Genomic DNA, 26390 nt, shown 5'->3' with positions numbered 1-26390 from the left:
CATATATGATTACAAAAGATAATCTCAGAAATCTTCTTACTTGTCTTGGCTTTCAGCAATCTGATACTGTGCAAGACAAGATGGCAATGCATTTTAACAACACCAACTGTACTGTTGCTGTTGATTTCACAAATGAGAAGATTATTTATCCAGAAGGTATAGAAGCAGACCGAGACACAACAAAGAACTTCTCTGCCAATGAGAACTTTGTTGTTTTGGAGTGTGTTGTTGGATTATTGGCCCAAGGATACAAACCTGAGAATATAGTGTTAGAGCCTAAAACTCCAGGTGGAAGAGAAGATTCTCATTTCTATTGTGACATCCTGATTCGCGATAACGATAAGCGTCCATATATGCTTATTGAGTGTAAGACAATGGACGGAAAAGAAGATGATGAGTTTAGCAAAGCTTGGAAAAAGACACTACAGGATGGTGGGCAGTTGTTCAACTATTATAACACTTATCGCCAAGCACAATATCTTGTTCTTTATGCATCCGATTTCGTGGATGGTGAACCTCGTTGCAATTATCGTCTGATTACGATGACCGACAACAAGGAGTACCTTGAATCTACCCCCCAACTGCTTAGTTTTGAAAAGGTAAGTGCAGATAATGGTACAAGAGACGACTTCTTCAAAGTATGGTCTGAGACTTATGGCAAGGATTTTGCCACCAATGGAGCTTTTGAAGTAGATGAGGTTCCCGCTTTTGGCGTGACTAAGAAAAAACTGACCATTGACGACCTTGTTATTGTTGATGGTCAGGACATACAACGCAAATATCATCAGTTCGCCCAGACACTTCGCCAATACAATGTTGCCAGCCACGAGAATGCTTTCGACAAACTGGTTAATCTATTCTTGGTGAAGATTGTGGATGAAGTGCGTAATCCAAAGGATTTGCAGTTCCTATGGAAAGGTGCAGCCTATGATGACTATTATAGTTTTCAAGACCGATTGCAGAAACTCTACCAAATAGGCATGAAGGACTATTTGGGAGAGGATGTTACCTATATCGATAATGCAAGTATTGAGAATGCATTCCGTATGCAGAAGAATGACCCTGATGCCATCAAGGACACTATCTTGGAATATTTCCGTCAGTTGAAGTTCTATAGCAATAGCGATTTTGGTTTTCTTGATGTGCATAACAAGCAACTCTTTGTTCAGAATGCTGTCATCCTCAAAGCAATGGTAGAGATGCTTCAAGACATGCGCCTTAAAACTGAGCAACAAAATCAGTTCCTCGGAGACTTGTTTGAGGGTTTCCTCGACCAAGGCGTAAAGCAAAACGAAGGCCAGTTCTTTACTCCTACACCTATAACTCGTTTTATGGTCAGTTCCTTGCCTTTAGAGCAGATTATACGCGACAATACCGATATTCCAAAAGCCATTGACTATGCTTGTGGCGCAGGTCACTTCCTCAATGAGTATGCTTCACAGATAAAGCCATTTGTGGAGCAATACAAGGGTGTCCAATCCCTTCCCGACTATTACAAGCAAATCTATGGCATTGAAAAAGAGTATCGCCTCTCAAAAGTGTCTAAAGTATCATCATTCATGTATGGCCAGGATGGAATCCAGATTGTCTATGGTGATGCACTTGTACCTCATGATACAATTAAGGATGGCGACTTTAAGGTGCTTGTAGCCAACCCTCCATATAGTGTAACAGGCTTCCTTGCTACACTTAGCAAAGAACAACGTGATGCCTATGTGCTGAGTGCTGATGTTGACAGCAAGCAATTAGAAACAAACAATAGTATTGAGACATTCTTCATTGAGCGTGCAAAGCAATTGCTGGCACCAGAGGGAGTGGCAGCAATTATTCTTCCTTCAAGCATCTTGTCTAATAGCAGTAATATCTATGTCAAGACGCGTGAAATCTTATTACAATATTTCGATTTTGTGGCTGTTGCTGAGTTTGGTAGTGGAACATTTGGCAAGACTGGCACCAATACTGTGGTACTGTTCCTTCGTCGAAAGAAATCCGAGCCAGAGTTAGCAACACATTATCGCAATCGTGTGGAAGCATGGTTCTCAAACAATCACGGTCAGGATCATCGTTATGAAGATGCGGATGCCATTGAGCGTTATGCCCAGCATATAGGCGTGCCATACGATGAGTATCTTACTCTACTTAATGGCAATCCTTCTGAGGATTTGATGAAGCATGAGATTTTCGCTGCTTATAAAGCTAAGTTCTCTAATAACACAGTGGCAGAACATATCAAGAAGAAGAGAGTAACTGCTCGTTATACCCAAACTATGAAGGATGCAGAATTGGCGAAGCATATTTTTGACTCTATCCGAAACGTGGAGAAAGATAAGCTCTATTACTTTATGCTCTGCGAAAGCAATCCACAGTCGGTAATTGTGGTAAAATCTCCTACTAAGACATCTGAAACAAAGAAATTCCTTGGCTATGAATGGAGCAGTCGCAAGGGTAGCGAGGGTATAAAATACCTTGGTGCTGTCGTGGAAGATGACGACAATGAAATTGCTGCCAACAAAGGAATACAACAGATCGAGACTCCTCTTTTCGATCCACATAATCTATTCAATGAAGAAAAGATAAATACCCTTATCCGCAAGAATTATCTTGGTGAAGATGTGGATGTGCCAAAGGAGATAGGAGTGTATGTTGATTCCTACCTACTTGAGGATATGCTTGATTTTAAGCGAGTGGATTTTGACAAGGCAATCAAAACCACTCCAATTCTTGTTTATCCCAAAATCGAGTGTAAAGAAGGAACATCTACAGAAAAATTGTCAGTAGTTGCTCCTTATGTAACTACCTCAATTAAGATGTCGAGTATATCCGTTTCCGACTACATATCTACGGAGAATATGCTGCAAAATCGTGCGGGGGTTGTTGCCTACAAAGATGTTCCAAACATAGATTCTATCACAGCATTTAAAAAAGGTGATATTCTTGTTTCAAATATTCGTCCATATCTGAAGAAGATTTGGATGGCTGACCGTGACGGTGGTTGTTCAAAAGATGTCCTTGTTTTTAGGAACTCTAAGCCTAAGGAAGTATTGAATGACTACCTAAAAGTCATTATGTCAACAGATACGTTCTTTGACTACATGATGGTAGGTAAAAAGGGTGTAAAGATGCCACGCGGAGATAAAAAGATTATTCCAAATTTTGACATTCCCATACCTTCTCCGGACATTCAAAAAAAGATAGTAGATGAATGTAAAAAGGTGGATGATAAACAAAAAGAAATTGGTAAACTCATACAATCTATCCTCGATAAATATCTAAAGTAATAGCATTATAATCATGAACGAAAAATTATATTCAACAGCCCTTTTCAACTACAAGAAATGGTCAAACAGCAATAAGGCGGAAGTAGAAGCTGAATTCAATGAGCGTCACGCCATGTGTAAAGAGATGCAATCGTACACAAAAGAACGATTGCAGAACCTGTCAGAGGAGGAGTTCTTCAATCTTATAGCACCTCTGTGGGCTATGCGCATGTGGGGAAATAAGAAGTATTACCTCGATAATGTCATTGAAAGCAATGGCATAGACTTGATTCGTAAGCAACTTGTTAATCTGTTCTACGGGAAAGCATCCATCGAAAACCGATGGGATGAGTTCCGTGAGAAGATTAAGGGCTTGGGGCCAGCTATCATCAGCGAGTTGCTGAATAAGTTCAATCCAAATGAGTTCATTCTTTGGAACAAGAAATCGCTTACAGGTTTCATAGCTTTGGGTATTTCTAAAGTTCCTAAATATAATTCTGCTCTTGATGGTAAGAAATACGCTTATCTCTCTAAGGTTGGTCGTGAACTTGTGGAGTCAGCAAAGAAGCAAGGTGTCAGCGAAATCGAAGACCTACTTGCCTTAGACTACTTCATTTGGAAAGACCTGCAGATAGAGCCTGCAGATACAGCTGTTCCTGTGGAAGAGAAACCAGAAAAAGAAACAGAGAAGCAGAAGGCTTTTGTCCATAATGATGTAAGAGACAGAATCAGGGACATAGGTTCTTTCCTTGGCTTCAAGGCAGAAGTTGAGAAGAAAGTCGCTGATGGTGCAGTTGTTGATGCCATCTGGGAAGTTTCAGTTGGTAATATGGGAAGAATAACATACGTGTTTGAGGTTCAAACCAGCGGCAGTATAGACAGCCTGTTGCTAAATCTGATGAAGGCAAAGAACAACCCGTCGGTACAAGGCATTGTTGCCGTTTCTGACGCCAAGCAATTGGAGAAGATTAAGAAGGAAGCATCTTCTTTGAAGGCAATACGTGACGAACTCAAGTTCTGGGACTACAACGATGTGTTGAAGGTGTTTGATTCGCTTTCCAATGCCTATGAGTCTATTAATTCATTGGGGCTTGTTCCATCGGGACTTTTCTAACACAAACGTAAGACGTATGACTATAGAAAGCATTGCGGACATACAATTTTTGATAGACAATTCTGTGGAGGAATCTACCGAGTTAGAATACAAACGTTCTTTTGCTAAGGCGAATCCAAAGTGGAAAGAAGAATTGGCAAAGGATATTAGTGCTATGGCAAATGCTAATGGAGGTATCTTCATCTATGGGCTTGCTGAGAAAAATGTTTCTAACGGTCTTTCTCTTCCAGAGTTAATTACGCCTATTCCATCGACAGAAATGACAAAGGATCAGTTATCACAACTTCTTTCGTCAAACATAACTCCAAAGATAAACAATATCGAAATTTCCGTCTTACCTCAAGAAGGTGGCAATGTGTTTATCTTACATGTACCCAAAGGAATAACTGCACACCAAAACAAAATAAACCATTTGTACTATATCAGAAGAAATGCAACTGTCGAAGTCATGGAGGACTATGAGATCCGGGATGTCATGAACAGACAAAGCAATACTCCTTTGGAGATAGACGGTTGCGGGTTATACAAAACAAAGAATGACCCTTATAGCAACAAAGTGGAATATACATTTATGGCTAAAATTCAGAATGTTGGTCATTCTGTATGTGAGGTGTATAAATTGAATGTTTATTTCAACAAAATATCTCTTCACTGTGAGTTCTCATTTCCTTCAAATGAAAATTTCTCATATACAGCTCTGGATGCTGAAAGATTGAAAATATCATGCAGATATCAAGAGCCTATCTTTGGGGGAGAGACTTTGGAAATGGGTCATTTCGTTCTTCATATTGATAAAGACCATGAAGAAGAGTTTCTCGATGGTCTTATCATTGATATGATTTTATTCTACCCAGGTGGTTCCTGTGATGTTGCGTTTATTCCTTCTGAGCAACGATATGTTGAAGGAAGGGATAAAATAAACACATTATTAGGACGAGACAAAAGAATAGACTATCCTATACTTGAAGTAGATTCCTTCAAAAAAATTGAGAAGAATTAACCTGTTACAAATTAAAAATATCCAAACATGAGTAATCCAAGCGACAATATACGAACAATAAGGCATGACTTATCCCCTTATCTCTTTAATTATTTAAGGGATGATAATGCACCTGCTATTCTTCACGAGATTCTAACTACAGGCACTCTCCGTTCTATGGAACATGATTATATATGTTTTACAGATGCTCCTATTACCTGTTATCTATCTAATCTAAAATATTTCGACAGTTTTAAAGAAATGGGGCGTAAAGCCATGTTTTCCCCATATGGAATAGGAATATCCAGAGATTGGCTTTATGAAAATAAAGGTGCAAGACCTGTTATATATGGACAAGCTGATGAAATTAATCTCTTGGATGAATCTATTCGATGGAGATTCCTAGAACTTGATATTCATAAAAGAGATTATTCATGGTTGAGAGAATGGCGTATTCCAATGAAAGAACTGAATTTATATGATATTCCTCGAGAACATATTATATTTATTGTGCCAAAGGAAGAAGAATTAAAGGGGTATGCTGTCGATTGGGATTTCGATGTTGATGTTGATTTTGATTATGATCATGGAGAAAGTCATCCATATTTAATCGAAACTCCCAAAGAAACTCGATCTTGGAAGGGTTTTTCAATTGATCAAATAAAAGAAATAGAGAATGATTTTGTGTTGAGTGCTCGTACAAATACCCAAATCATAGGTGAAAATTTATAATCATATCACTTAAACAGAAAACACCCAGCTTTACATTTTTGGGTGTAAAATTGGGTGTAAATCTTGTAAATCACTGATAATCAAGTGATATTGCGGAGAGAGAGGGATTCGAACCCCCGGAGGTGTTACCCTCAACGGTTTTCAAGACCGCCGCGATCGACCACTCCGCCATCTCTCCAGTATCAATCACCCCGGTCATCAACTCGCGCCAGGCATGAGCCTTACACTTGTTGCAGTGATTGATGGGTGCAAAGGTAAGCACTTGTTGTTGTTTTTGCAACTTTTTTGAGAAGAAAAAAACGGTGTCATGCCGCGGCAGCAGCTGCCTGGGCAGATGCAAGTGGCCGTCAATCGTCGTCGAAGACGTAGTTGAGGAAATCGTGCATGGGCTTGAGCACGGGCAAGGAGGCGGCCACCCGGGCCACCCAGTCGTCGACATCGAGGTAGCTGGCTGGGCAGCGCTTCAAGAGCAAGTACTCTTTCATCTTCAAGAAGCGGGCCATGGGGTGAGCGGCGTCAAACCCCTTGGGCACTCGCTTGAGCGAGTCGCTGTCCCACTGGTAGCCGGCATCGAGAGCGGGCTGCACGGCCTTGAGAAATTCATCGGGTTCGGCATCGATGAGGCTGCGCAGCTTGTCGAGCACAGGCCTGTCGGGGCACCAGATGCCGCCGCCCAAGATGATGTTGCCAGGCTGGAAGTGCACGTAGTAGCACGACAACTTGGTGTGTCGCCCGCCCTTGCCCAGCACGCCCGAGAAGTAATTCTTGTAGGGCGACTTGTCGTTGCTGAACCGCACGTCGCGGTAGATGCGGTACACGCAGTTTTTCACATTCAAGCCGCACACCTGGTCGTCGACCTGTGCCATGAGCTCGATGAGGCGCTCCATGTCGTGTTCCCAGGCTTGCCGCAAGGCGTCGTACTGAGCCTTGTGCTGCATGAACCACGGGCGGTTGTTGTTGGCCTGCAGCTGGCTCAGGAAAGCCAATATTTCGGAGATGTTGCTATAAGATTTCATGTGGCAAAATTACTGCAAGTCGAGCGCAATGCAAAATCAAAAGCCCGCCTTTTGAATTTTGAAATTGCCGAGACGCAGCGTAATTAAGGCGTGAGCCAACATTACTGCAAGTCGAGCGCAATGCAAAATCAAAAGCTCGCCTTTTGAATTTTGACATTGCCGAGACGCAGCGTAATTAAGGCGTGAGCCAACATTACTGCAAGTCGAGCGCAATGTAAAATCAAAAGCCCGTCTTTTGAATTTTGACATTGCCGAGACGCAGCGTAATTAAGGCGCGAGCCAACATTACTGCAAGTCGAGCGCAATGCAAAATCAAAAGCTCGTCTTTTGAATTTTGAAATTGCCGAGACGCAGCGTAATTAAGGCGTGCAGGCCCGTTCTCACCACAACAAGGCTAAAAATCACTACAAGTAGTGATTGTGCGACAATGTTAAATCATGTAAATTTGCAATGTGAAATATCGTAGAAAAATAGGTGTACTCATCATGCTATGGGCTGTGTGCAACGGCACGGCAGCACTTGCAGCAATGGAGCCGGCCGACAGTGCCGCAAGCACTCTGGAGCCCGACACCAGGCATGTCACGCTGCAAGAGGTGACCGTGACAGCCATTAAGCAAACCAGTGACCTGCGCACCCAGGCCACGGCAGTGACAACAATAGGGAGAAAAGAGATCGAGCGCAACCACATTGTCTCGACCAAGACCGCTGCCTGCATGGTGCCCAATTTCTTCATTCCCGACTATGGGAGCCGCATGACGTCGACCATCTACGTGCGTGGCTTGGGGGCTCGCATCGACCAGCCTGCCATGGGCCTCAACATCGACAACATCCCTGTCATGTGCAAGGAGAACTACGACGTCGACCTACTCGACATCTCGCGCATCGAGATGCTGCGCGGCCCGCAGAGCACACTCTACGGGCGCAACGCAATGGGCGGCTTGATGAACGTATACACGCTGTCGCCGCTCAGCTATCAGGGCACTCGGCTGCTGGCCGAGTATGGCTCGCACAACGCTGTGAAACTGGGCGCAAGCACCTACAACCTGGTGAGCAACAACCTGGGTCTATCGGGCAGCTTCTACTACACCTCGACCGACGGCGAGTTTCGCAACGACTACAACGGCAAGAAGGTGGACTGGGAGCACCAGGGCAGCCTGCGCCTCAAGGCCGACTGGCAGGTATCGCCCAGCATGCGCATCGCCAATGTGCTCTCGGGCTCGACAAACCGACAGGGAGGCTACCCTTATGAATACACGGCAACGGGCAAGATCGCCTACAACGACACTTGTTTCTACAAGCGAACCAGCGTGCTCGACGGACTCACGGTCGAGAAACGCTTTGACACGTTCACCTTGTCGAGCATCACCAGTTACCAGTATATCGACGACAACATGACGCTCGACCAGGACTTCACCCCCGATCCCTACTTCACGCTCACACAGAAGCGACGCGAGAATGCCATTACCCAAGACTTGATTGCCCGCCACAAGAGCAACGGCTATGAGTGCATCACGGGCCTCTTCGGTTTTTATCGCCATTACAACATGGATGCTCCTGTCACTTTTAAAGACACCGGCATCGCGCGCCTCATCGAGGAGCACGTGAATGCCGCCACGCCCAGCTATCCAGTTGCGTGGGACTCGCGCGAGTTTGTGCTGGGCAGCAATTTCAAAAACGACAACTGGGGCACTGCCTTCTACCACCAGTCGAGCTATGACTGGCACAACTTCACGGTGGCGGCAGGCGCCCGCGTCGACTACGAGAAATCGACCCTGCGCTACCATAGCCACACAGCCACCGGCTACAACATCGTCGACGCCGCTGCTGGCACGCTCTATGCTCACGAGGCCGTCAATATCGACGAGAGCGGCAAGCTTCACAAAGACTTCTTGCAAGTGCTCCCCAAGATCTCGCTCACCTATCGCCTGCACGGCAAAGCATGGCACACCATATATGCCAGCGTGGCCAAGGGCTACAAGGCCGGCGGATTCAATACACAGATGTTCAGCGACGTGTTGCAGCAGAAGCTCATGCGCTTCATGGGCATTGGATCCAGCTACGACATCGACAAGATCGTGGGCTACAAGCCCGAGAAAGCATGGAACTATGAGTTGGGAGGGCACTTCGAGTGCTGGGAGCAACGCGTGAAAAGCGACATCGACGTGTTCTACCTCGACTGCCGCGACCGCCAGCTCACCGTGTTCCCCGACGGCACCACCACCGGCCGTGTGATGACCAATGCCGGAAAAACCCGCTCGTGGGGAGCCGAAGTGACCATGACCGTCACCCCCTGGGCCAACACCGGGCTCACCGTGAACTACGGGTATTGCAATGCCAAGTTCAAAAACTACAACGACGGCAAAGCCGACTACAAGGGCAACTACGTGCCCTACAGTCCAAGCAACACCCTCTATGTCGACGCCTATCACACCATCGACCTCGACCGTGGCAGCAAAGTCTTCAACACGCTCACCCTCGATGCCAACATGAGTGCGGCCGGGCCCATCTACTGGAACGAGGCCAACTCGTTGAAGCAACCCTTCTATGCCCTGCTGGGTGCCAGCGCCACGCTTGCCGGGCAGCACTACAGCCTGGAGGTGTGGGGCCGCAACCTGACCGACACCAAATACAGCACCTTCTATTTCGTCTCGATCAAGCACGAGTTTCTGCAGCGAGGCCGCGGCTTTGCACTGGGAGCCACGTTGAGGGTGAACCTGTGAAATAAAATTTTTTTTGAAGACACTTATTTTTAAAAATCACATAGCACAATGAAAAAATTACTATCACTCCTCGCCGTCATGGCGATGCTCATGGGCTTCACTGCCTGTGGCGACGACAACAACGAGCCCCTTGCACCCACAAGCTCCACTACAAGCATCGAGTCCCTGAACGTGAAAACAGTGACAGCCGGCAACGTGAGCAACGAGAGCAGCTGCGCAACCGACATCACTGTCGACCCGTCGAAGGGCACCGTGAGCCTCACCTTCAAAGGCATCAGTTTTTCCAGCCGCATGCCCGCCGTCACTTTCTCGCTCGAGGGCATGAAATACACCACGGGCAAGAACAGCCGCACCGAGTATCACTTCACAGCTTCAACGTTGACCCCCATGCCAGGCTACACAGTGACCAACGTCGACGGCTATGCCAACCCCAAAGACGGGGTGCTCTACGTCTCATATGTGGTCAACAACACCTGGACCGTAAACATTTCGAGCCAACTCTACTACTCGGCACTGAGCGACGGCAAGTTTAGCTACAGCACGACCAACGAGAAATATATCACCTATTTCCTGTACCAGGCCAACTCGGCATGGAAAGGCGACATCAAGATGTTCAACATCCAGTTTGCGCCTCAAATGCCAACGCTCAAGCAAATACGCATCCCGCTGGCCGGCGTCACCATCACGCCCACAGCCACAGGCTACAGCATGAGCGGCACCGACATTGTGCCCTACTACACCACTGGCACCACCGAGGCTCCAATGAAGGACCGCACTATCACCGACCTCACCGGCAGTGTCGACCTGGTGACCAAGAAATACACACTGCAATTCACCTGCTTTGGCCTAACGGTGAGCTACAACGGCAGCCTGTACTACCCAGCCAACAACTAAAGAAGAAAAGAAAGCAATTAAGTATACACACATTTGAATGAATCACGACAAGGCATGGATTGCGACGATTCATGCCTTGTTTTTTAGACAGGCAAAAATAATTGCACAGATTACAAATTAAAATTAATTGTGCATAATTCATAACAAAGTCACCACATGTTTAATCTCTTAAAAGTCACAATTTGATGAAATCTTTTTACACAACTACTCTACTGCTCTCGGTCATGGTCATGGCGAGCTTGCCAGCCCGTGCCAGCTTTGAGAGCAACGGCATTACATTCAACCCGCTCACCGACAGCACCGCCGAGGTGGTTGCAGGAGCAACAGCCTACAGCGGCGACATCGTGATACCCGCCACCGTGACCAACGGCACTACTGCCTACAAGGTGGTGCAGATAGGCAAAAAAGCCTTTGCAAAGTGCAACGACCTCACCTCGGTGAGCATACCCGAGGGCGTGACCACCATCGAGCAATGGGCATTCAACGCCGATGCCAAGCTCACTGCAATCAAGCTGCCGTCGACCGTGACAACCATAGGCAACTATGCATTCTACAAGTGCAGCGGCGTGACCTCGATGACTGTGCCCGAGGGCGTGACCACACTGGGCAACTACACCTTCTATGCCTGCAACGGCATGACCCAGGTGACCCTGCCCAGCACACTGCAATCGCTCGGGCTGGGTGCGTTCTACGGCTGCAAAGCCTTGAAGAGCATCTCCTTCCCCGACAAGATGACCTCGCTGGGCAAGATGGCACTCATGGGTTGCTCGGCACTCGAGACCGTGCACTTCGGTGCCGCGCTCGAGAGCATGGGCATGTCGCCCTTTGCCGCCTGCTCAAGCCTCAAGTCGTTTACCGTCGACGAGCGCAACCAGCACTACACCAGCATCGACGGTGTGCTCTACAGCAAAGACAAGACCGAACTTGTGGTGTTTCCCGCACTCAATGCCGAGAGCTATGTCATACCCCAGGGCGTGACCAAGGTGGGCGACTTCGCCTTCTACCACGCGCCTGTCAAGAGTGTGACCCTGCCCGAGGGGCTGACCACCGTGGGCGAGCTGGGCTTGTGCGGAGCCGGCCTCACGAGCCTCAACCTGCCATCGACACTCACCACCACAGGTCCTTTTGCCTTTGAAGACCTCGACAACATCACCGAGGTAACCCTGCCCGGCAGTCTCACCGACATGGGCCGCGGCATGTTTTCCAACTGCGACAAGCTGGAAAAAGTGAACTTCCCCTCTACAATCACCTACATCGAGCTCAGCACATTTCTCGATTGCATCTCGCTCAAAGAAATCACACTGCCCGAGAGCGTGACACAGATAGGCGGCTTCGCCTTCCAGGGCTGCAAGTCGCTCGAACGGGTGACCCTGGGCAACAAGGTGTCGCGCATCGACCCCTACGCCTTCTCCAAGTGCACCTCGCTCAAGGCCTTCGCCATGCCCGACAGTCTCACGACCATCAACGAGCACGTGTTCTGGAACGACAGTTCGCTCACCAGCGTCGACTTCAACAAGGTAAAAGAGATAGGTCCCAACGCCTTCACCTCGTGCGTGAGCCTCAAGAGCATCGACCTGCCAAAGAGCGTGAGCACCATCGAGGGCTTTGCCTTCCAGGGCACAGGCCTCGAGCAAGTGACCGTGCCTGCTACAGTCGAGAGCGTGGGCGAGTATGCCTTCTCGCGCTGCCGCAGCCTCAAGAGCATCAGCCTGCCCGACAACATCGAGACCCTCTCGAACGGCATCTTTTGGGACGACTCGGTGCTCACCGATGTGAAATATTCCAAGACACTGAGTGTGATAGGCGAGAATGCATTTCTCGACTGCATCAACCTGGGCCATGTGCTCCTGCCTGAGAGCGTGATAGGCATCGAGAAGAGCGCCTTCGAGGGCTGCAAGTCGCTTGCAGGCATCGACTGTCTGGTGCCCGAGCCCATCGCCATCGACACCACCGTGTTTGCCGGCGTCGACAAGAGCAAGTGCACACTGCACGTGTTGCCCGCCAGTGCCAGCGCCTATAAAGCCGCCGACGTGTGGAAAGACTTCCTCATTGCAGGCGACTACACCGCAGTCGACGAGTTGAACGTCAATGCCAAGACTGTGGCAAGCCGCACCTACTATGACCTGCAAGGCCGCCAGAGCCACACCCCAGTGCCCGGCACTGTCAACATTGTGAAGACCGTCTACACCGACGGCACCACAAGCACCGCCAAGCAACTGGTGAAATAGCACAGGCTCACCCAGCCACCCATCGCGGCGCGCCGCCCTTGCCACATGCTGCGAGGGCGGCGACGCTTGCATGAGTAGCGGTCACACACTTCTTCAATAGTGGTAATATTTGCCCAAGTCGCTTGACAGGAAACTTAGAAAACAGTATTTTTGCATCAAATAAAAAACAACACAAGCATGATGAAAAAAACACTTGCATTACTCATGACGCTTGCCGTAGTCTTGCTGGGCATGAGCAGCTGCAGCGACAACGACGAGAAAGACCTGCTTTCCTTCTCCTTCAAGGGAGGCACGGTGAAAGCCTTGGGGCCCGATTCGCTCACCTATGATGCCAACTGCAATGTCGACATCACTGTAAGCAAGGACAACCGCTTGACAATGACCATATCCAACCTCACGCTCAGCGCTAAAAACAGCAAGTTGCCAGTGACCTTGCAGCTCACCAGCGACCAGCTGAGCGCCAGTATGCGCGACATCAACTATATTGCTTTCAAAGGCGACAAGATAGCAAGCAACATCTTTGTCATCACCAATATCGAAGGCAATATCAACCTGGCCGAGCACTCGGTGCACGCGACATGGTTGCTCAACGGCAGCCAGCAAATGACCTTCGACAGCAAAATCGACGTGCAAGCCTTGCTCAACTACCTGGCTCTCATGCAAAACCGAGGTTGAGCCGGCAGGAGAGGGCAAAGACGGTGAATTAAAAAACATTAAAAAAACCACGGGGAGAAGCAGTATTTTGCTTCCTCCCGTGTTTTAATTGCAACAATGGCTTAATTTTGTAAACAAAATACAGCACAACCAATGATGAGAAAGATTATTTCGGCAGTGGCACTCACTGCATTAGTTTTCAGTACAGTGTCGTGCAGCGACAACGACAATGACAACGGACTCGACCGCACCAAAGAGCGCACATGGAACGTGCAGCTGCTCAACCACGTCTACGACACCAGAAATGACGACAGCGCGACGGCTGCCAGCGCCTCGATCAACGACCAGAAAATCGTGTATCGGTTCTCGACCGACATGTTGAAGCTCTCGTTCAACCCCACCATCGAGACCACACTGGGTGGTATCCCACAACAGTTCTCGTGGACAGGAGTGAATGCAAGCAACAGCGAGGAGAAAGCCAACATCTACTCATTTGCCACCGATGCCCCTGTGAGCGGTCTCTCCAATTTCACAGGCCAAATCGACCTCATCGACCAGAACATCTACTGGAGTTACACCGCCACAAGCCCGCAAAAAATTGTCTACAGGGTGATATCGACCTTGCCCACCATCTCCACGTCGACCAGTACAGTGACCACAAGCGTGTGGAGCGATACCACTGCCACACATCAGCTGCCCATGTCGTCGTTTGCCATCAACCCGTCGAAGATGACAGCCACCTTCACCATCAGCCAGTATACCGATGTGAAGATACCTCGCACCTACATGAGCATCGTGGCTGGCAATGCCACCCTCGCCATCACGCCTAAGGGCTACAGAATAACGGGCACCGGCCTTGCCGCCGTGGGCACCTACGTCACCAGCGCAAGCACCAAGTACCAGACAGCCAAAATCACCATCGACAATCTTGATGCCACCATCGACCTGGAGAACAACAGCATCCACGCCACATTCAACATGCTGGGCGCCAAGGTCACCGTGAGCGGAACGATAAGCATCTAATTCACTAAACAAGAAAAACAGCACACATGCGACTCATCACCATCATCACAACAGCAGCAGCACTCGCTATCACCATGCTCGGCTTGAGCTCATGCAACAACTCGAGTGGAGGCAGCACCTATTCCTATTCAAGCGTGGCCTACAACATCGCAACACGACAGGGAGCCGACAGCAGCACAATCTCGAAGTCGGCTGTGAACTACGCCTTCAACTCGGGCGACAACACGCTCGACATCGCTACAACAGCCACCCCCTACACCAGCTCCAAGACCGCCGGAGGCACTGTGAGCTTCAGCACCACTGTCGACATGACCTATGACCAGACCAAGGGCTACTTCACCTTCAGCACATCCAATGTAAAAGCCACCGGTGCAACCGTGTCGGGGCTGAGCGGCAGCTTTGACTACATCACTGGCACACTCTATCTTGAGTATACCGTCAACGGCACCTACACCGTGAAGAGCACCTCAAGCCTGGCCTACCCCTACACCGAGACGCAGATGATCGATACTGCCCACACCACCTCGGCATGGACACAGAACCAAGCCGTCTACCTCTTCGATGTGAACACCAGCACCAACAAGGCCAACATAAGCATCTACTATATACAGACTGAAAAAGATGGCCAGAACCACGTGCTGCAATACAGCGGAGCCCAAGTCACCCCCACGCGCACAGGCTATGTCATCACTGCCGACACGCTCAAAGCCATATCCGACTACAAGGTGTACTACCTGCGCAATGCAAAGTTCACCATCGACAACAACTGGCACTCGCTCAACGGCACCTTCCAGCTCGACAAACAGCAAGCCACCGTGAAAGGCGGCCTGTTTAACTAACGAACAAACAAAAAATAGACTATTACATAGAAATTAAAAATGAAAAAAATTCTCACTCTTCTCCTTTGCGCCACCATGCTGCTGGGCATGACCTCGTGCCTGGACAGCAATGACAGCGACAACAACAAGCAAACCCTGCTTGCCACCATGTACAACCGCGTTGTCGACGGCGGCAGCAGCACGACCTACAGTTCATCGACCTACAGCATCACGCTCAACTACTCCAACGGCACCATTCAACTCTCGCCGAGCATCGTGATCGACGGAGCCAACATCACCTTCAACACTCCCGAGATGCAGCTCAACTACAACAACAGCGACAACTATTATGCCTTCTCGACGGCAACGTTCACAAGCAATAGCGGTGTCACCGTGTCCAACCTCAACGGCCAGTTTGACCTGAGCAACGGCACGCTCTATGTGTCCTACACAATCGACGGGCAGCGCGTCTTTGCCACAGCCGGTCTGTTCTATTCCAAGACCATAACCCTGTGCTTCAACGACTCTACCCCGAGAGACGAGTACACCACCACAGCCTCGACCTATGCTTTTGTCATCGACAATCCCACAATGACGGCAACGCTCACCATCAGCAACTTCGGCCTCGACAACACCATTGCTGCACGTGACCAGTACATCACCGTGAAAGGAATAAAGATTGCCCCCACTGCAAGCGGCTACACTCTGAGTGCCGACTCGGTTGCTGGCACACTCAACAACTATGAGCAAGAAAAATTCACCTTCAGCGGCCTCGAGGGCACAATAGGCAACGACGGCACTTCGCTCTCGCTCAAGTGCAAGGTCAACGGCCGCAACTTGCAAGTGAGCGGCAGCATGTTTGAGACTGCAACCAAATAAAGAAAAACATAGCGTAATACCGATATTCTGTCGTCGCCGGGAAGCCACGTGCCTCCCGGCGATTTTTTTGCGATTGATGAAGTAAAGTCGTAACTTTGTAGAAAATCAAAAACGAGAGCAATGAATTGGGAATATGTACAGCCGGTGCGCATCATCTTCGGCAACGGCCAAATCAAGAAATTGACAAGTGAAATTGCCAAACTCAACGGCAGCAATGGGCTTCTTGTGACGACAGCCGGATTTGTGCGGCGCGGCATGGCTGCACGCATCCTGCAACTGAGCGGCGGCACCATCAAGCAAGTATACTCGGCTGTGTCGCCCAACCCCACAGTAGAGGAGTGTGACAATTGCTCAAGCATCCTGCGCGACAACCAGTGCGACTTTGTTGTGGCCCTGGGCGGCGGCAGTGTCATTGACTGCGCCAAGGCAGCGGCCACCTTCGGGCTCACAAGCTGTGCCGCCACCGATTTTCTGGGCACAGGCAAGGCCATTCCCCAGCAGCACCTGCCCATTATCGCCATGCCCACCACATCGGGCACGGCCAGCGAGGTCACCTGCGTGTCGGTGCTGAGCGACCACAACCGGGGCATCAAGTCGCCCATGAACTCCTACGGGTTCTACCCCACTGTGGCCATTGTCGACCCCGAGCTCACCCTCACCGTGCCACCGCACTTGACGGCAACAACGGGATTCGACGTGCTGTGCCACGCCATAGAGGCCTACTGGAGTGTCAATCACCAGCCAGTGTGCAGCACCCTTGCCGTGCACGCGGCTCACTTGGCGCTCACCAATCTCAGACAGGCCTACAAGCATGGCGACGACCTCGCGGCACGCGAAAACATGGCCGAGGCATCGGTCACTGCAGGGCTTGCCTTCACACTGCCCAAGACCACAAGCGCCCACGCCTGCTCCTACCCCCTCACCAACTTGCTGGGTATCGCCCACGGCGAGGCTTGTGCAATGACCATCACCCATTTCATACGTTTCAATGCCAACCATGGCTGCGAGCGCGTCGTGCAACTCGCCCACAAGCTGGGCTATGAAGACGCCGAAGCGCTGGCCAACGCCATCGATGGCATGAGAGAAGACACAGGCATGTTGCTCGACCTCAAGTCGTTTCATCTCGACAACACGCAGCTCGAACAGCTCATACAGGGCAGCAAGCACCCCAACCTGCGCAACAATCCAGTGCCAGTGAGCGAGCAAGACCTGCGAGAGATGTATGAATCGATGATATGACCATCACTCACCACACACACATAGGAGGACAACATCACACATAATTGCAATAATTTCAAAAAAAACAGCTAACTAACAATGAAACCTACACGTATCACAACGCTATTTGGCATCAAGTATCCCATCATTGCAGGCGGAATGGTGTGGTGCAGCAGCTGGCGCCTGGCATCGGCGGTGACCAATGCCGGCGGCCTGGGTTTGCTCGGTTCGGGAAGCATGCACCCCGAAACGCTCGAGCAACACATCGAGAAAATGCAACAAGCCACAGCCGGCAAGCCTTGGGGCGTGAACATACCGCTCATGTATCCCGAAATCGACAAGTTGATAGAAATCATCATTTCCCACAAGGTGCCAGTTGTGTTCACCTCGGCAGGCAGCCCCAAGAAGTACACTGCCACCTTCCACGCTGCCGGCATCAAGGTGGCCCACGTGGTATCGAGCAGCAAGTTTGCCCGCAAGTGCGAGGAAGCCGGAGTCGATGCGGTAGTTGCCGAGGGCTTTGAGGCCGGCGGCCACAACGGCCGCGAGGAGACTACAACGATGACGCTCATCCCGCAAGTGCGCCAAGCCACCAGCTTGCCGCTCATCGCAGCCGGCGGCATCGCCAGCGGCAGTGCCATAGCCGCAGCCATGGCACTGGGGGCCGAAGGCGTGCAGATAGGCACGCTGTTTGCCTTGAGCCAGGAAAGCTCGGCCAGCGAGGCCTTCAAGCAACGCTGCATCACCCTCAACGAGGGCGACACCATGCTGGCACTAAAAAAGATATCGCCCACACGCATGATCAAGAACGCACTCTACGACAAGATACATGCAGCCGAAGACGCTGGTGCCGATGCCGACAAGCTGCGAGAGATACTGGGCGCAAAAGCTGCCAAGCGAGGCATCTTTGACGGCGATCTCGACTCGGGAGAACTCGAGATAGGCCAAATTGCATCGGCCATCAAGGAAATCAAGCCTGTAGCTCAAATTATGGATGAGCTTGTGGCCGACTTTGATGCCACCGTGCAGAAAATGGCACAGTTGTAGAAATCGGGGTAGCAACAACCATGTAATGCACGAGCCGCGAGCACATGTGTGTTGCCCGCGGCTCGATTGTTTTTTCCTCTTTGATGTCGTGTCGTCAGAAGTACAGGCGGTCCATGTACTCCTCGTAGCTGATCGTGCGCCCGCCCATCGACTTGAGATGAGGCGTCTCCAGCTGGCAGTCGATGAGCTTCCCGCCACATTGCTGCATCTTGCGGGCAAGGTATATCAACGCCAGTTTGGAAGCACTGGGCACAAGCGAGAACATGCTCTCGCCGAAGAAGCTGTCGAGCAATGTCACCCCATAGAGCCCGCCCACAAGCTGGCCGCTGGCGTCCCACACCTCGACGCTGGCAGCCAGGCCACGGTCGTGCATGCGACGATAGGCCGCAATCATGTCGCTGCCCAGCCAGGCTCCAGCCTGCCCGCGCCGCAGCCTGCTGCAATTTTCTATCACGCGGTCGAAAGCCTGGTCCCAAGTCACACGATAGCGATGATGATTGATGAGGGTGCGCATCGAGTGGGAAACGTGAATCTCGCCGGGGATGATGACGAAGCGCTCAAGCGGACAATACCACATGGGCTCGGGGCAGTCGGCATAGGAGTACCACGGAAAGATGCCGTGCTCATAGGCCAGCTCCAGGCGCTCCACACTCAAGTCGCCGCCCACGGCGATGAGGCCGTCGTCGTCGCCGCCGTAAGGGTCGGGAAAAACAATGGGACTTATGGGAATGTGATATACCATAGCTGAATAGTGTGAGGGCACTGTCACTTCTTGAGTTCCAACTCGTCGCCAACGACCACGACACGCGCCCTTCCGCCGTCCTTGAGCGAACCAAACAATATTTCTCGCATGAGCACCGTCTTGAGGCTGCGCTCGATGGCGCGGTCCATCTCCCGGGCTCCATATTCCTTGCTGTAGCCCTGCTTGAGCAAGAAGTCGTGAGCCTCCTTGCTGAGCTGCAAAGTCACATTTTTGGCCTTGAGCAGCGTCTTGAGCTCGCGCAACTTCTTGTCGAGAACGAGACTGGCCATGTGCTGGTCCATGTCGTTGAAGACGATGATGCCGTTCAGGCGGTTGAGAAACTCGGGCTTGAACGTGTGCTTCACCTGCTTGAGCATAGCACTTCCGGCAGTAGTTGTCGAGGCAAATCCCAACGAGGCTTGGCTTGCATACTGGGCACCGGCATTGCTGGTCATGATCAAAATCACGTTGTGGAAGTAGGCCTTGCGCCCCTTATTGTCGGTGAGCACGCCGTAGTCCATGACCTGCAACAGAATGTCGAACACGTCGCTGTGGGCCTTCTCTATCTCGTCGAGCAGCAACACGCAATCGGGGCTGCAGCGTATTGCATCGGTGAGCAGTCCGCCGTCGTCGTAGCCCACATAGCCTGCCGGCGAGCCGATGAGCTTGGCCACGGTGTGCTTCTCGACATACTCGCTCATGTCGAAGCGCACGAGCTTCACACCCAGCTCCCGGGCCAGAACACGAGCCACCTCGGTCTTGCCCACGCCCGTGGGTCCCACAAAGAGCAGGCTGGCCAGCGGCTTGTGCACATCGCTGAGCCCGGCCTTGGACAGCTGCACAGCCTCGACAACGCTCTTCACAGCCTCGTCCTGACCGTAGATGAGACTCTTGATGTGCGGCATGAGCGATGCAAGCACTTGAGTGTCGTCGCGCTGCACGGCAAGTGCGTCGATATTGGCCACACGAGCCAGCACGCGGGCCACAAGCTGCTTGTCGACCACCTTGCTCCGGGTTTTCTTCATCTCGACATAGGCACCAGCCTCGTCGATGAGGTCGATAGCCTTGTCGGGCAGGAAACGGTCGTTGATGAAGCGCGCACTTGCACGCACGGCATAGTCGAGCGCGTCGGCAGTGTAGCGCACGTGGTGAAATGACTCATAGTTGGGCTTGAGCGCAGTCACAATCTTGATGGCGTCGTCGACGGTGGGCTCGGCAATGTCGATAGTCTGGAAACGCCTCATCAGGCCCTTGCTGCGGCCCATGAAGCGATTGTACTCCTCATAGGTTGTGGCTCCGATGAAGCGCACCTCGCCTGCCTCAAGATAGGGCTTGAGCATGTTGGAGGCGTCGAGCGAACCCTCGCCCGTCTGGCCAGCGCCCACGATATTGTGAATCTCATCGATATAGATGATGGCATTGCCCTCGGCGGCAGCCCCCTTCATAATAGATTGCAGGCGCTGTTCAAACTCACCTCTGAATTTTGTGCCCGCTATTGCCGTGCCCATGTCGAGTTGATAGATGCGGCAGCCCTTCAATCGCGAGGGCACCTCGCCAGCCTCGATGCGGGCAGCCAGGCCATAGACAATCGCCGTCTTGCCCACTCCTGGCTCGCCCAGGTGAAGCGGGTTGTTCTTGTCGCGGCGGCACAACACTTGGATGGTGCGCTCCAGCTCGGCAGTGCGCCCTATGAGCGGGTTGTGGCCTGCGAGGTGGTCGTTGATGCACAGCACATAGGCTTGCCATGCAGCCTGGCTGCCAGCTTCCTGCTTGGGCTGGCGCGATGCCGTGGGAGCATCGTCGCCAGTGTGCTCATAGCTGTCGAGCAGGGCTGTGATGAAACTGCCCTCGTTGCCATCGATAGCCTGAGCAAGGCAGTAGGCCGCCCATGAGTGCTGCAGGTGGAGCATGGCATTGGCCAAGTGGGTGACGTCGATGATACTGCTGCCCGCTTGCTCGGCCTGTGTGATAGCCGCATCGATGAGCTGCTCCATCTGGTAGCTGCTCTTTGATGCCACATCCCTGCTATTCTTGCAAGGGGCCTCAGCCTTCTCGACCTGGCGCTCGAGGGCATTGCGCATCGTGCCCGGCGCCGCCTTGCTGCATGCGTGCAAGGCGTCGACAAAGGGTTTCTGCTCAAGAAAAGCCAGGAGCAGATGCTCGGGGGTAACGTGCTCCTGCCTGTTGAGGCGGGCCTGGGCACTTGCTCGCATGATTACCTTTTGGGCTTGGGGGGTCAATTGCATCGACATGGGGAAAAGTAAATTGAGCGTGTAGAAGTGTGTGTGTGTGTGTGATTATGCCTGCTCCACAGTGATGCGCAACGGGAATTGCTGCTCGCGAGCCATGTGGGTGGCCGTTGCAGCACGAGTCATTGCCATGTCGTAGGTATAGGTGCCCACCACGGCGCAACCCTGCTCATGCACCTGCAGCATGATTGCTTCGGCCTGGGGAGCTGTCTTGTCAAAGACGTCTTCAAGCACCATCACCACAAAGTCCATTGTCGTGAAATCATCGTTGTGGAAAAGCACATTGTACTGCTCGGGCTCGCAGGTATTGACTCGAGTCTCCGCTGCCGGAGACGAACCCGACTGCTGATTGCTGCGTGGCATAAAAATGTATGATTATTGATTTTTCTATATAAGTTGATCACACGAGTGTAGACCGATACCAGGCATAGAGCGCCTTCACTCCGTCTTCGACCTCCATGCTGTGCCGCCAGCCCAGGCTGTGCAGCTTGGTCACGTCGCACAACTTGCGTGGCGTGCCGTCGGGCTTGGAGGCGTCAAAGTCGATACGGCCCTTGAAGCCCACTGCCTGGGCTACCAACTGGCTGAGCTGCCTGATAGTGATCTCGATGCCCGTGCCCACGTTGATGTGACAATTGCGTATCTCGCCCAGGGCAGGAATGGCGCCGCCACGCCCCGTCGAGGTGTTGCGGTCGATGTGCCCCCCGGTGGTGGCGCCGTAGAACACGCTCGAGTACTTGTCGATGCCTATGATATCCTTAAAATCCACATTGAGCAAGAGGTAGACGCTGGCGTCGGCCATGTCCTCGCTCCACAAGAATTCGCGCAGCGGCCGGCCCGTACCCCACAGCGTGACGTGATTGTCGGCTATGCCGTAGTCGGCAAGCACACGCAATATCTCGTCGTGGCTGGCACTACCGTCAACGCCCTTCACCGGGCGCTTGTTCATGTCGGTTGCGATAGCCTTCCAGTTTCCCTCGTTGATGAGACGCGCCAGGTATATCTTGCGCATCATGGCAGGCATCACGTGGCTGTTTTCAAGATGGAAGTTATCGTTGGGTCCATACAAGTTGGTAGGCATCACGGCGATATAGTTGGTGCCGTATTGCAGGTTGTAGCTCTCGCACATTTTCAGGCCCGAAATCTTGGCCAGCGCATATTCTTCGTTGGTATATTCCAGGGGCGAAGTGAGCAAGGCATCTTCCTTGATGGGCTGAGGGGCATTTTTGGGATAGATGCAGGTCGAGCCCAGGAAAAGCAGCTTCTTCACGCCATGCCTGTAGCTCTCGTCGATGACGTTGCACTGTATCTTCATGTTCTGCATGATGAAATCGGCGCGATACAGCGAGTTAGCCATGATGCCGCCCACATAGGCAGCCGCCAGCACCACGGCATCGGGACGCTCCTGGTCGAAGAAACGACGCACAGCCTGCTGATCGGTGAGGTCGAGCTCGCTGTGGCTGCGACCCACGAGATTGTTGTAGCCCCGCTTTTCAAGATTTTTCCATATTGCCGAACCCACGAGGCCGTGGTGGCCGGCTACATATATTTTTGAGTTTTTGTCAAGCATGATACGGTTTCGATATTATTTTGCTTTGTCGTGCAGATGTGTTGTCACTTGAGATGATACACTTTTTTCACGTGCTCGAGGTCGTGCTCGACCATGATGCGCACAAGCTGGTCGAAGGTCGTAGAGCGCGGATTCCATCCCAGCACAGTCTTGGCCTTGGAAGGATCGCCCAGGAGCTGCTCCACATCGGTGGGGCGGAAGTACTTGGGATCAACCTCGACAAGCACCTTGCCGGTTGCCTTGTCGATGCCCTTCTCGTCCAGACCCTCGCCCTGCCACTCGAGCTCGATGCCGGCATAGTGGAAGGCCAGGGCGCAAAACTCGCGCACGGTGTGGTGCTCGCCCGTGGCGATGACAAAATCGTCGGGCTCGGGCTGCTGAAGCATGAGCCACATGCACTCCACATAGTCCTTGGCATAGCCCCAGTCGCGGCGGGCGTTCAAGTTGCCCAGGTAAAGCTTGTCTTGCAAGCCGTTGACGATGCGTGCTGCAGCGACGGTGATTTTGCGGGTCACAAAGTTCTCGCCACGGCGCTCGCTCTCGTGGTTAAAGAGGATGCCGTTGGCGCAATACATGTGATAGGCCTCGCGATAGTTCACCATGATCCAGTAGGCATAAAGCTTGGCCACGGCATAGGGGCTGCGGGGATAGAAAGGCGTAGTTTCGCGCTGCGGCGTCTCCTGCACTTTGCCAAAGAGCTCGCTGGTGCTGGCTTGGTAAATCCTTGTGCAATGAGCCCTGCCTGCTATGCGCACGCCCTCGAGCAGGCGCAGCACCCCCAGAGCATCGCTCTCGGCCGTGAACTCGGGCACCTCAAATGACACCTTCACATGGCTTTGAGCTGCTAGGTTGTAGATTTCGTCGGGCTTGATTTCCTCGATGAGGCGTATCAGCGAGCTGGAATCGGTCATGTCGCCATAATGGAGATTGAGCAGCCTGCCTCGCTTCATGTCGCGCACCCACTCGTCGAGATAGAGGTGCTCGATGCGACCCGTGTTGAAACTGCTGCTACGGCGCATCACGCCGTGCACCTCATAGCCCTTATCGAGAAGGAACTCGGCCAGGTAGGAGCCATCTTGCCCGGTGATACCGGTGATTAATGCCACTTTCTGATTATTCTTGTTCATGTCGTAATCATTATTATCTATTGCAAAGTTACTAAAAAGATTGAAATTGCACCCCTACGATACCCGGCTTTCTCCTATGGTTCCCTAACCAGGCTGAAAATAATCGAAAGCAACCCATGGCACAGTTTTTGCAACATTGCAAAAAGGGCTCATTTAGCATGTTTCTACACAACCCTTTAGATCTATAGAGATCTAAGGCAAATACAATGTTATCGACTTCGAGAGAACGTAACTCCTCGTCTATCATTGCATTCTTTTTACGACAGGAAAGCACTGCTCGAGTCCTGTATCGTGACCTGGGAGCCAGATACCAACATAAAGTAACAAGACAACATTAAACAAAGCACTACCATATCATTATGAAACTTTACGACCAACAACAAGCCGCCCTCGAGTCGGTGAAAAACTTTCTCGACGACGATGACAAGCAAATCTTCATTCTGCGAGGCTATGCCGGCACTGGCAAAACCACACTCATCAACCCCATTGCAAGCACAGCCCTGGCAAGCGGTCTCAACCCTGTACTCCTAGCCCTAACCGGTCGAGCAGCCAAAATCCTGCAAGAAAAGACAGGAATGAGAGCTGCTACCATCCACAAGACGATTTATCATTACACGGGCATCAAAATGACTCCCGACGAAAAAGATGACAAAACCGAGAGATACAAGCACGTGGAAGTGCATTTCGAGCTCAATAGTGCTGCCGACAACTCCACTGGCAATCTTTTCATCATCGATGAGGCCTCGTTGGTGAGCGAGAAAAATCAAAAAGGCGACATCCTGCATTTCGGTTCAGGCAGCCTGCTCATCGACTTGCTCAAGTATGCCCGCCTTGACCTTGGCAACAAGATTTTGTTTATAGGCGACCCTGCACAGTTACCCCCAGTGGGCGAAACCTACTCGGCTGCCCTCGATACTGCCTATTTTCAGAAGCACTCGCTGGCAGTGGCCGAGTTCAATCTCACCGAGGTGATACGACAGGCCAATGGCAGCGCCATCCTCGACAATGCCATACTACTGCGAAACCGGTTGAACGATACCAAGAGCGGTGAACTTAAATTCCAACGCAAGCCAGGCGAGGTTATGGACATAGAATCGTGCAACGTGGCCAACACCTACGTCAAGATATGCCCAAGGCCCACTATCGACAAGAGCATGATTATCGTCTACTCCAATGCCATGGCCGCCTACTACAACCGTAAGATACGCAGCATCTACTACCCTGGTAAAGACACCGTGCAATGTGGCGACGTGCTGCAAGTGGTGAAGAACGCCTATGGCACCGATATGGAGCCTGCCTATTACAATGGCGACTTCGTTGTTGTAGAATCGGCAAGCGACAACGTGGAGCATCTGCCTCAAAACAAATATGCCGATCAAAAGATTGACATCACATTCCGCACCGTGACCATCAGAGATCAAGATGGCAATGAGAGACAATGCAAAATCATCGATTCCCTGCTCAACAACGATGTGGCATCGCTCACCCACGACGAATGGGTAGCACTTTATACTTCGGCCAAAATACGTTTCAACAACTTGAAGAAGGCCCAGCCTGGCGACAATAAGCTCAAATGGGAAATCTATATGTTTCAAGACCCCTATCTCAATGCCTTGCAGGTGAAATATGGCTATGCCATTACCTGCCACAAGGCACAAGGTGGCGAGTGGGACTCGGTGATTGTAGACTACACCCGCCGATGCGGCCTCAATGCCGATTCTCTGCGATGGAGCTACACTGCCACCACACGCGCCAAGCGCTGCCTCTACGGCGTGAGCATGCCCAACATAGGCTACCTCAATTTCAAGTTGAATGTTTCCAGCTCCATTGTCACCAAGAGCAAGCCCAGCAAAGAAGCATTTGCCTACAAGCCCATCCCCGGCATCTCGCTGCTGCCGCGCAATGCCAGCCCAGCCCAGCAAAACCAGTGTGCCTCGGCCATCGCCAATCTCGAAGCACACGGCTACACGCTCACCCAAGTGAAATGCAGTTCCTATCTCGATACCTACACGATTGCTCTGCCCGAGGGAGGCACGGTCGTTTTCGACTGCTACTACGACAAATCGGGCATGTACACCCGTTTTTTGCCAAAAAAACAACAATATTCACAACGAGGAGTTACT

Annotated in this window: 19 protein-coding genes, 1 tRNA gene and 1 pseudogene; 14 read left to right on the top strand and 7 right to left on the bottom strand. The window is 51.3% G+C overall.

Annotation, left to right across the window (positions count from 1 at the left end):
• The first annotated feature begins 5 nt into the window (after positions 1–5).
• Genes GF423_RS11935 through GF423_RS11920 form a run of 4 tightly spaced genes read left to right on the top strand, consistent with a single transcriptional unit; the run spans position 6 to position 6082 of the window.
• Positions 6–3278 (top strand): N-6 DNA methylase, encoded by a 3273-nt coding sequence (locus tag GF423_RS11935; protein WP_154328572.1) that lies wholly within the window; start codon positions 6–8, stop codon positions 3276–3278.
• A gap of 13 nt (positions 3279–3291) precedes the next feature.
• Positions 3292–4371 (top strand): hypothetical protein, encoded by a 1080-nt coding sequence (locus GF423_RS11930; protein WP_154328571.1) that lies wholly within the window; start codon positions 3292–3294, stop codon positions 4369–4371.
• A 16-nt stretch (positions 4372–4387) separates the two neighbouring features.
• Entirely contained in the window at positions 4388–5371 is a 984-nt protein-coding gene (locus GF423_RS11925; protein ID WP_206113256.1) for an AlbA family DNA-binding domain-containing protein, read from the top strand.
• A gap of 27 nt (positions 5372–5398) precedes the next feature.
• Positions 5399–6082, top strand: coding sequence for a hypothetical protein (locus tag GF423_RS11920; protein ID WP_154328569.1), 684 nt, complete (start codon positions 5399–5401; stop codon positions 6080–6082).
• A gap of 93 nt (positions 6083–6175) precedes the next feature.
• Here GF423_RS11920 and GF423_RS11915 read toward each other — a convergent pair.
• Both GF423_RS11915 and GF423_RS11910 read right to left on the bottom strand, forming a co-directional pair.
• Positions 6176–6260: transfer RNA gene (locus GF423_RS11915), tRNA-Ser, on the bottom strand.
• A 169-nt stretch (positions 6261–6429) separates the two neighbouring features.
• Complete coding sequence (locus GF423_RS11910; protein ID WP_154328568.1) at positions 6430–7098, bottom strand: DUF2461 domain-containing protein; 669 nt, start codon at positions 7096–7098, stop codon at positions 6430–6432.
• A 452-nt stretch (positions 7099–7550) separates the two neighbouring features.
• Here GF423_RS11910 and GF423_RS11905 point away from each other — a divergent pair, with 452 nt between their 5' ends.
• From GF423_RS11905 to GF423_RS11865, 9 genes are all read left to right on the top strand, one after another.
• On the top strand, positions 7551–9818 hold the full coding sequence (locus GF423_RS11905) for a TonB-dependent receptor (RefSeq protein WP_154328567.1): 2268 nt from the start codon (positions 7551–7553) through the stop codon (positions 9816–9818).
• Positions 9819–9866: 48 nt separating this feature from the next.
• A complete protein-coding gene (locus GF423_RS11900) occupies positions 9867–10712 on the top strand; it encodes a hypothetical protein (protein ID WP_154328566.1) in 846 nt (281 codons plus the stop codon).
• A 185-nt stretch (positions 10713–10897) separates the two neighbouring features.
• Positions 10898–12940 (top strand): leucine-rich repeat domain-containing protein, encoded by a 2043-nt coding sequence (locus GF423_RS11895; RefSeq protein ID WP_154328565.1) that lies wholly within the window; start codon positions 10898–10900, stop codon positions 12938–12940.
• Positions 12941–13117: 177 nt separating this feature from the next.
• On the top strand, positions 13118–13615 hold the full coding sequence (locus GF423_RS11890; protein ID WP_154328564.1) for a hypothetical protein: 498 nt from the start codon (positions 13118–13120) through the stop codon (positions 13613–13615).
• 132 nt (positions 13616–13747) lie between these two features.
• Positions 13748–14617 carry a hypothetical protein gene (locus tag GF423_RS11885; RefSeq protein WP_154328563.1) on the top strand — a complete coding sequence of 290 codons (870 nt, stop codon included), beginning with the start codon at positions 13748–13750 and terminating at the stop codon, positions 14615–14617.
• A 26-nt stretch (positions 14618–14643) separates the two neighbouring features.
• Positions 14644–15456: a hypothetical protein gene (locus GF423_RS11880; protein ID WP_154328562.1), complete on the top strand. Its 813-nt coding sequence runs from the start codon at positions 14644–14646 to the stop codon at positions 15454–15456.
• A 39-nt stretch (positions 15457–15495) separates the two neighbouring features.
• Positions 15496–16314 carry a hypothetical protein gene (locus GF423_RS11875; RefSeq protein ID WP_154328561.1) on the top strand — a complete coding sequence of 273 codons (819 nt, stop codon included), beginning with the start codon at positions 15496–15498 and terminating at the stop codon, positions 16312–16314.
• A 120-nt stretch (positions 16315–16434) separates the two neighbouring features.
• Positions 16435–17553, top strand: a complete 1119-nt coding sequence (locus GF423_RS11870) for an iron-containing alcohol dehydrogenase family protein (protein WP_154328560.1) — start codon at positions 16435–16437, stop codon at positions 17551–17553.
• A 78-nt stretch (positions 17554–17631) separates the two neighbouring features.
• Positions 17632–18579: an NAD(P)H-dependent flavin oxidoreductase gene (locus tag GF423_RS11865; RefSeq protein WP_154328559.1), complete on the top strand. Its 948-nt coding sequence runs from the start codon at positions 17632–17634 to the stop codon at positions 18577–18579.
• A gap of 94 nt (positions 18580–18673) precedes the next feature.
• Here GF423_RS11865 and aat read toward each other — a convergent pair whose 3' ends face one another.
• From aat to gmd, 5 genes are read right to left on the bottom strand one after another with little or no spacing between them, the layout of a single operon-like run.
• Positions 18674–19321, bottom strand: a complete 648-nt coding sequence (gene aat / locus GF423_RS11860) for a leucyl/phenylalanyl-tRNA--protein transferase (protein WP_154328558.1) — start codon at positions 19319–19321, stop codon at positions 18674–18676.
• Positions 19322–19344: 23 nt separating this feature from the next.
• The gene (locus GF423_RS11855; RefSeq protein ID WP_154328557.1) at positions 19345–21573 is read right to left on the bottom strand and encodes an AAA family ATPase; all 2229 of its coding nucleotides are present in this window, start codon (positions 21571–21573) and stop codon (positions 19345–19347) included.
• A gap of 45 nt (positions 21574–21618) precedes the next feature.
• Complete coding sequence (locus GF423_RS11850) at positions 21619–21933, bottom strand: ATP-dependent Clp protease adaptor ClpS (protein ID WP_154328556.1); 315 nt, start codon at positions 21931–21933, stop codon at positions 21619–21621.
• A 37-nt stretch (positions 21934–21970) separates the two neighbouring features.
• Positions 21971–23140, bottom strand: a complete 1170-nt coding sequence (locus GF423_RS11845) for a GDP-L-fucose synthase family protein (protein WP_154328555.1) — start codon at positions 23138–23140, stop codon at positions 21971–21973.
• A 44-nt stretch (positions 23141–23184) separates the two neighbouring features.
• The gene (gene gmd / locus GF423_RS11840; protein ID WP_154328554.1) at positions 23185–24267 is read right to left on the bottom strand and encodes a GDP-mannose 4,6-dehydratase; all 1083 of its coding nucleotides are present in this window, start codon (positions 24265–24267) and stop codon (positions 23185–23187) included.
• A gap of 359 nt (positions 24268–24626) precedes the next feature.
• On the opposite strand from gmd, the pseudogene GF423_RS11835 reads away from it, so the two are divergent.
• Positions 24627–26357, top strand: a pseudogene (locus GF423_RS11835) (ATP-dependent DNA helicase); the annotation flags it as partial.
• Positions 26358–26390 lie beyond the last annotated feature (33 nt).

This window comes from Sodaliphilus pleomorphus, assembly GCF_009676955.1.
GTDB classification, from domain to species: Bacteria; Bacteroidota; Bacteroidia; order Bacteroidales; family Muribaculaceae; genus Sodaliphilus; species Sodaliphilus pleomorphus.
Note: the sequence above shows the minus strand (reverse complement) of the source record. Positions and strands in the feature narration are given on the sequence as shown.

What these genes read in the sequence shown, in the direction of transcription:
- GF423_RS11920 (WP_154328569.1), top strand. Translation starts at nt 5,399, where the DNA reads ATGAGTAATCCAAGCGACAATATACGAACAATAAGGCATGACTTATCC.
- aat (WP_154328558.1), bottom strand. Translation starts at nt 19,321, where the DNA reads ATGGTATATCACATTCCCATAAGTCCCATTGTTTTTCCCGACCCTTAC.
- GF423_RS11855 (WP_154328557.1), bottom strand. Translation starts at nt 21,573, where the DNA reads ATGTCGATGCAATTGACCCCCCAAGCCCAAAAGGTAATCATGCGAGCA.
- GF423_RS11930 (WP_154328571.1), top strand. Translation starts at nt 3,292, where the DNA reads ATGAACGAAAAATTATATTCAACAGCCCTTTTCAACTACAAGAAATGG.
- GF423_RS11880 (WP_154328562.1), top strand. Translation starts at nt 14,644, where the DNA reads ATGCGACTCATCACCATCATCACAACAGCAGCAGCACTCGCTATCACC.
- GF423_RS11900 (WP_154328566.1), top strand. Translation starts at nt 9,867, where the DNA reads ATGAAAAAATTACTATCACTCCTCGCCGTCATGGCGATGCTCATGGGC.
- GF423_RS11895 (WP_154328565.1), top strand. Translation starts at nt 10,898, where the DNA reads ATGAAATCTTTTTACACAACTACTCTACTGCTCTCGGTCATGGTCATG.
- GF423_RS11925 (WP_206113256.1), top strand. Translation starts at nt 4,388, where the DNA reads ATGACTATAGAAAGCATTGCGGACATACAATTTTTGATAGACAATTCT.
- GF423_RS11865 (WP_154328559.1), top strand. Translation starts at nt 17,632, where the DNA reads ATGAAACCTACACGTATCACAACGCTATTTGGCATCAAGTATCCCATC.
- GF423_RS11850 (WP_154328556.1), bottom strand. Translation starts at nt 21,933, where the DNA reads ATGCCACGCAGCAATCAGCAGTCGGGTTCGTCTCCGGCAGCGGAGACT.
- GF423_RS11885 (WP_154328563.1), top strand. Translation starts at nt 13,748, where the DNA reads ATGATGAGAAAGATTATTTCGGCAGTGGCACTCACTGCATTAGTTTTC.
- GF423_RS11875 (WP_154328561.1), top strand. Translation starts at nt 15,496, where the DNA reads ATGAAAAAAATTCTCACTCTTCTCCTTTGCGCCACCATGCTGCTGGGC.
- GF423_RS11845 (WP_154328555.1), bottom strand. Translation starts at nt 23,140, where the DNA reads ATGCTTGACAAAAACTCAAAAATATATGTAGCCGGCCACCACGGCCTC.
- GF423_RS11910 (WP_154328568.1), bottom strand. Translation starts at nt 7,098, where the DNA reads ATGAAATCTTATAGCAACATCTCCGAAATATTGGCTTTCCTGAGCCAG.
- GF423_RS11890 (WP_154328564.1), top strand. Translation starts at nt 13,118, where the DNA reads ATGATGAAAAAAACACTTGCATTACTCATGACGCTTGCCGTAGTCTTG.
- GF423_RS11935 (WP_154328572.1), top strand. Translation starts at nt 6, where the DNA reads ATGATTACAAAAGATAATCTCAGAAATCTTCTTACTTGTCTTGGCTTT.
- gmd (WP_154328554.1), bottom strand. Translation starts at nt 24,267, where the DNA reads ATGAACAAGAATAATCAGAAAGTGGCATTAATCACCGGTATCACCGGG.
- GF423_RS11870 (WP_154328560.1), top strand. Translation starts at nt 16,435, where the DNA reads ATGAATTGGGAATATGTACAGCCGGTGCGCATCATCTTCGGCAACGGC.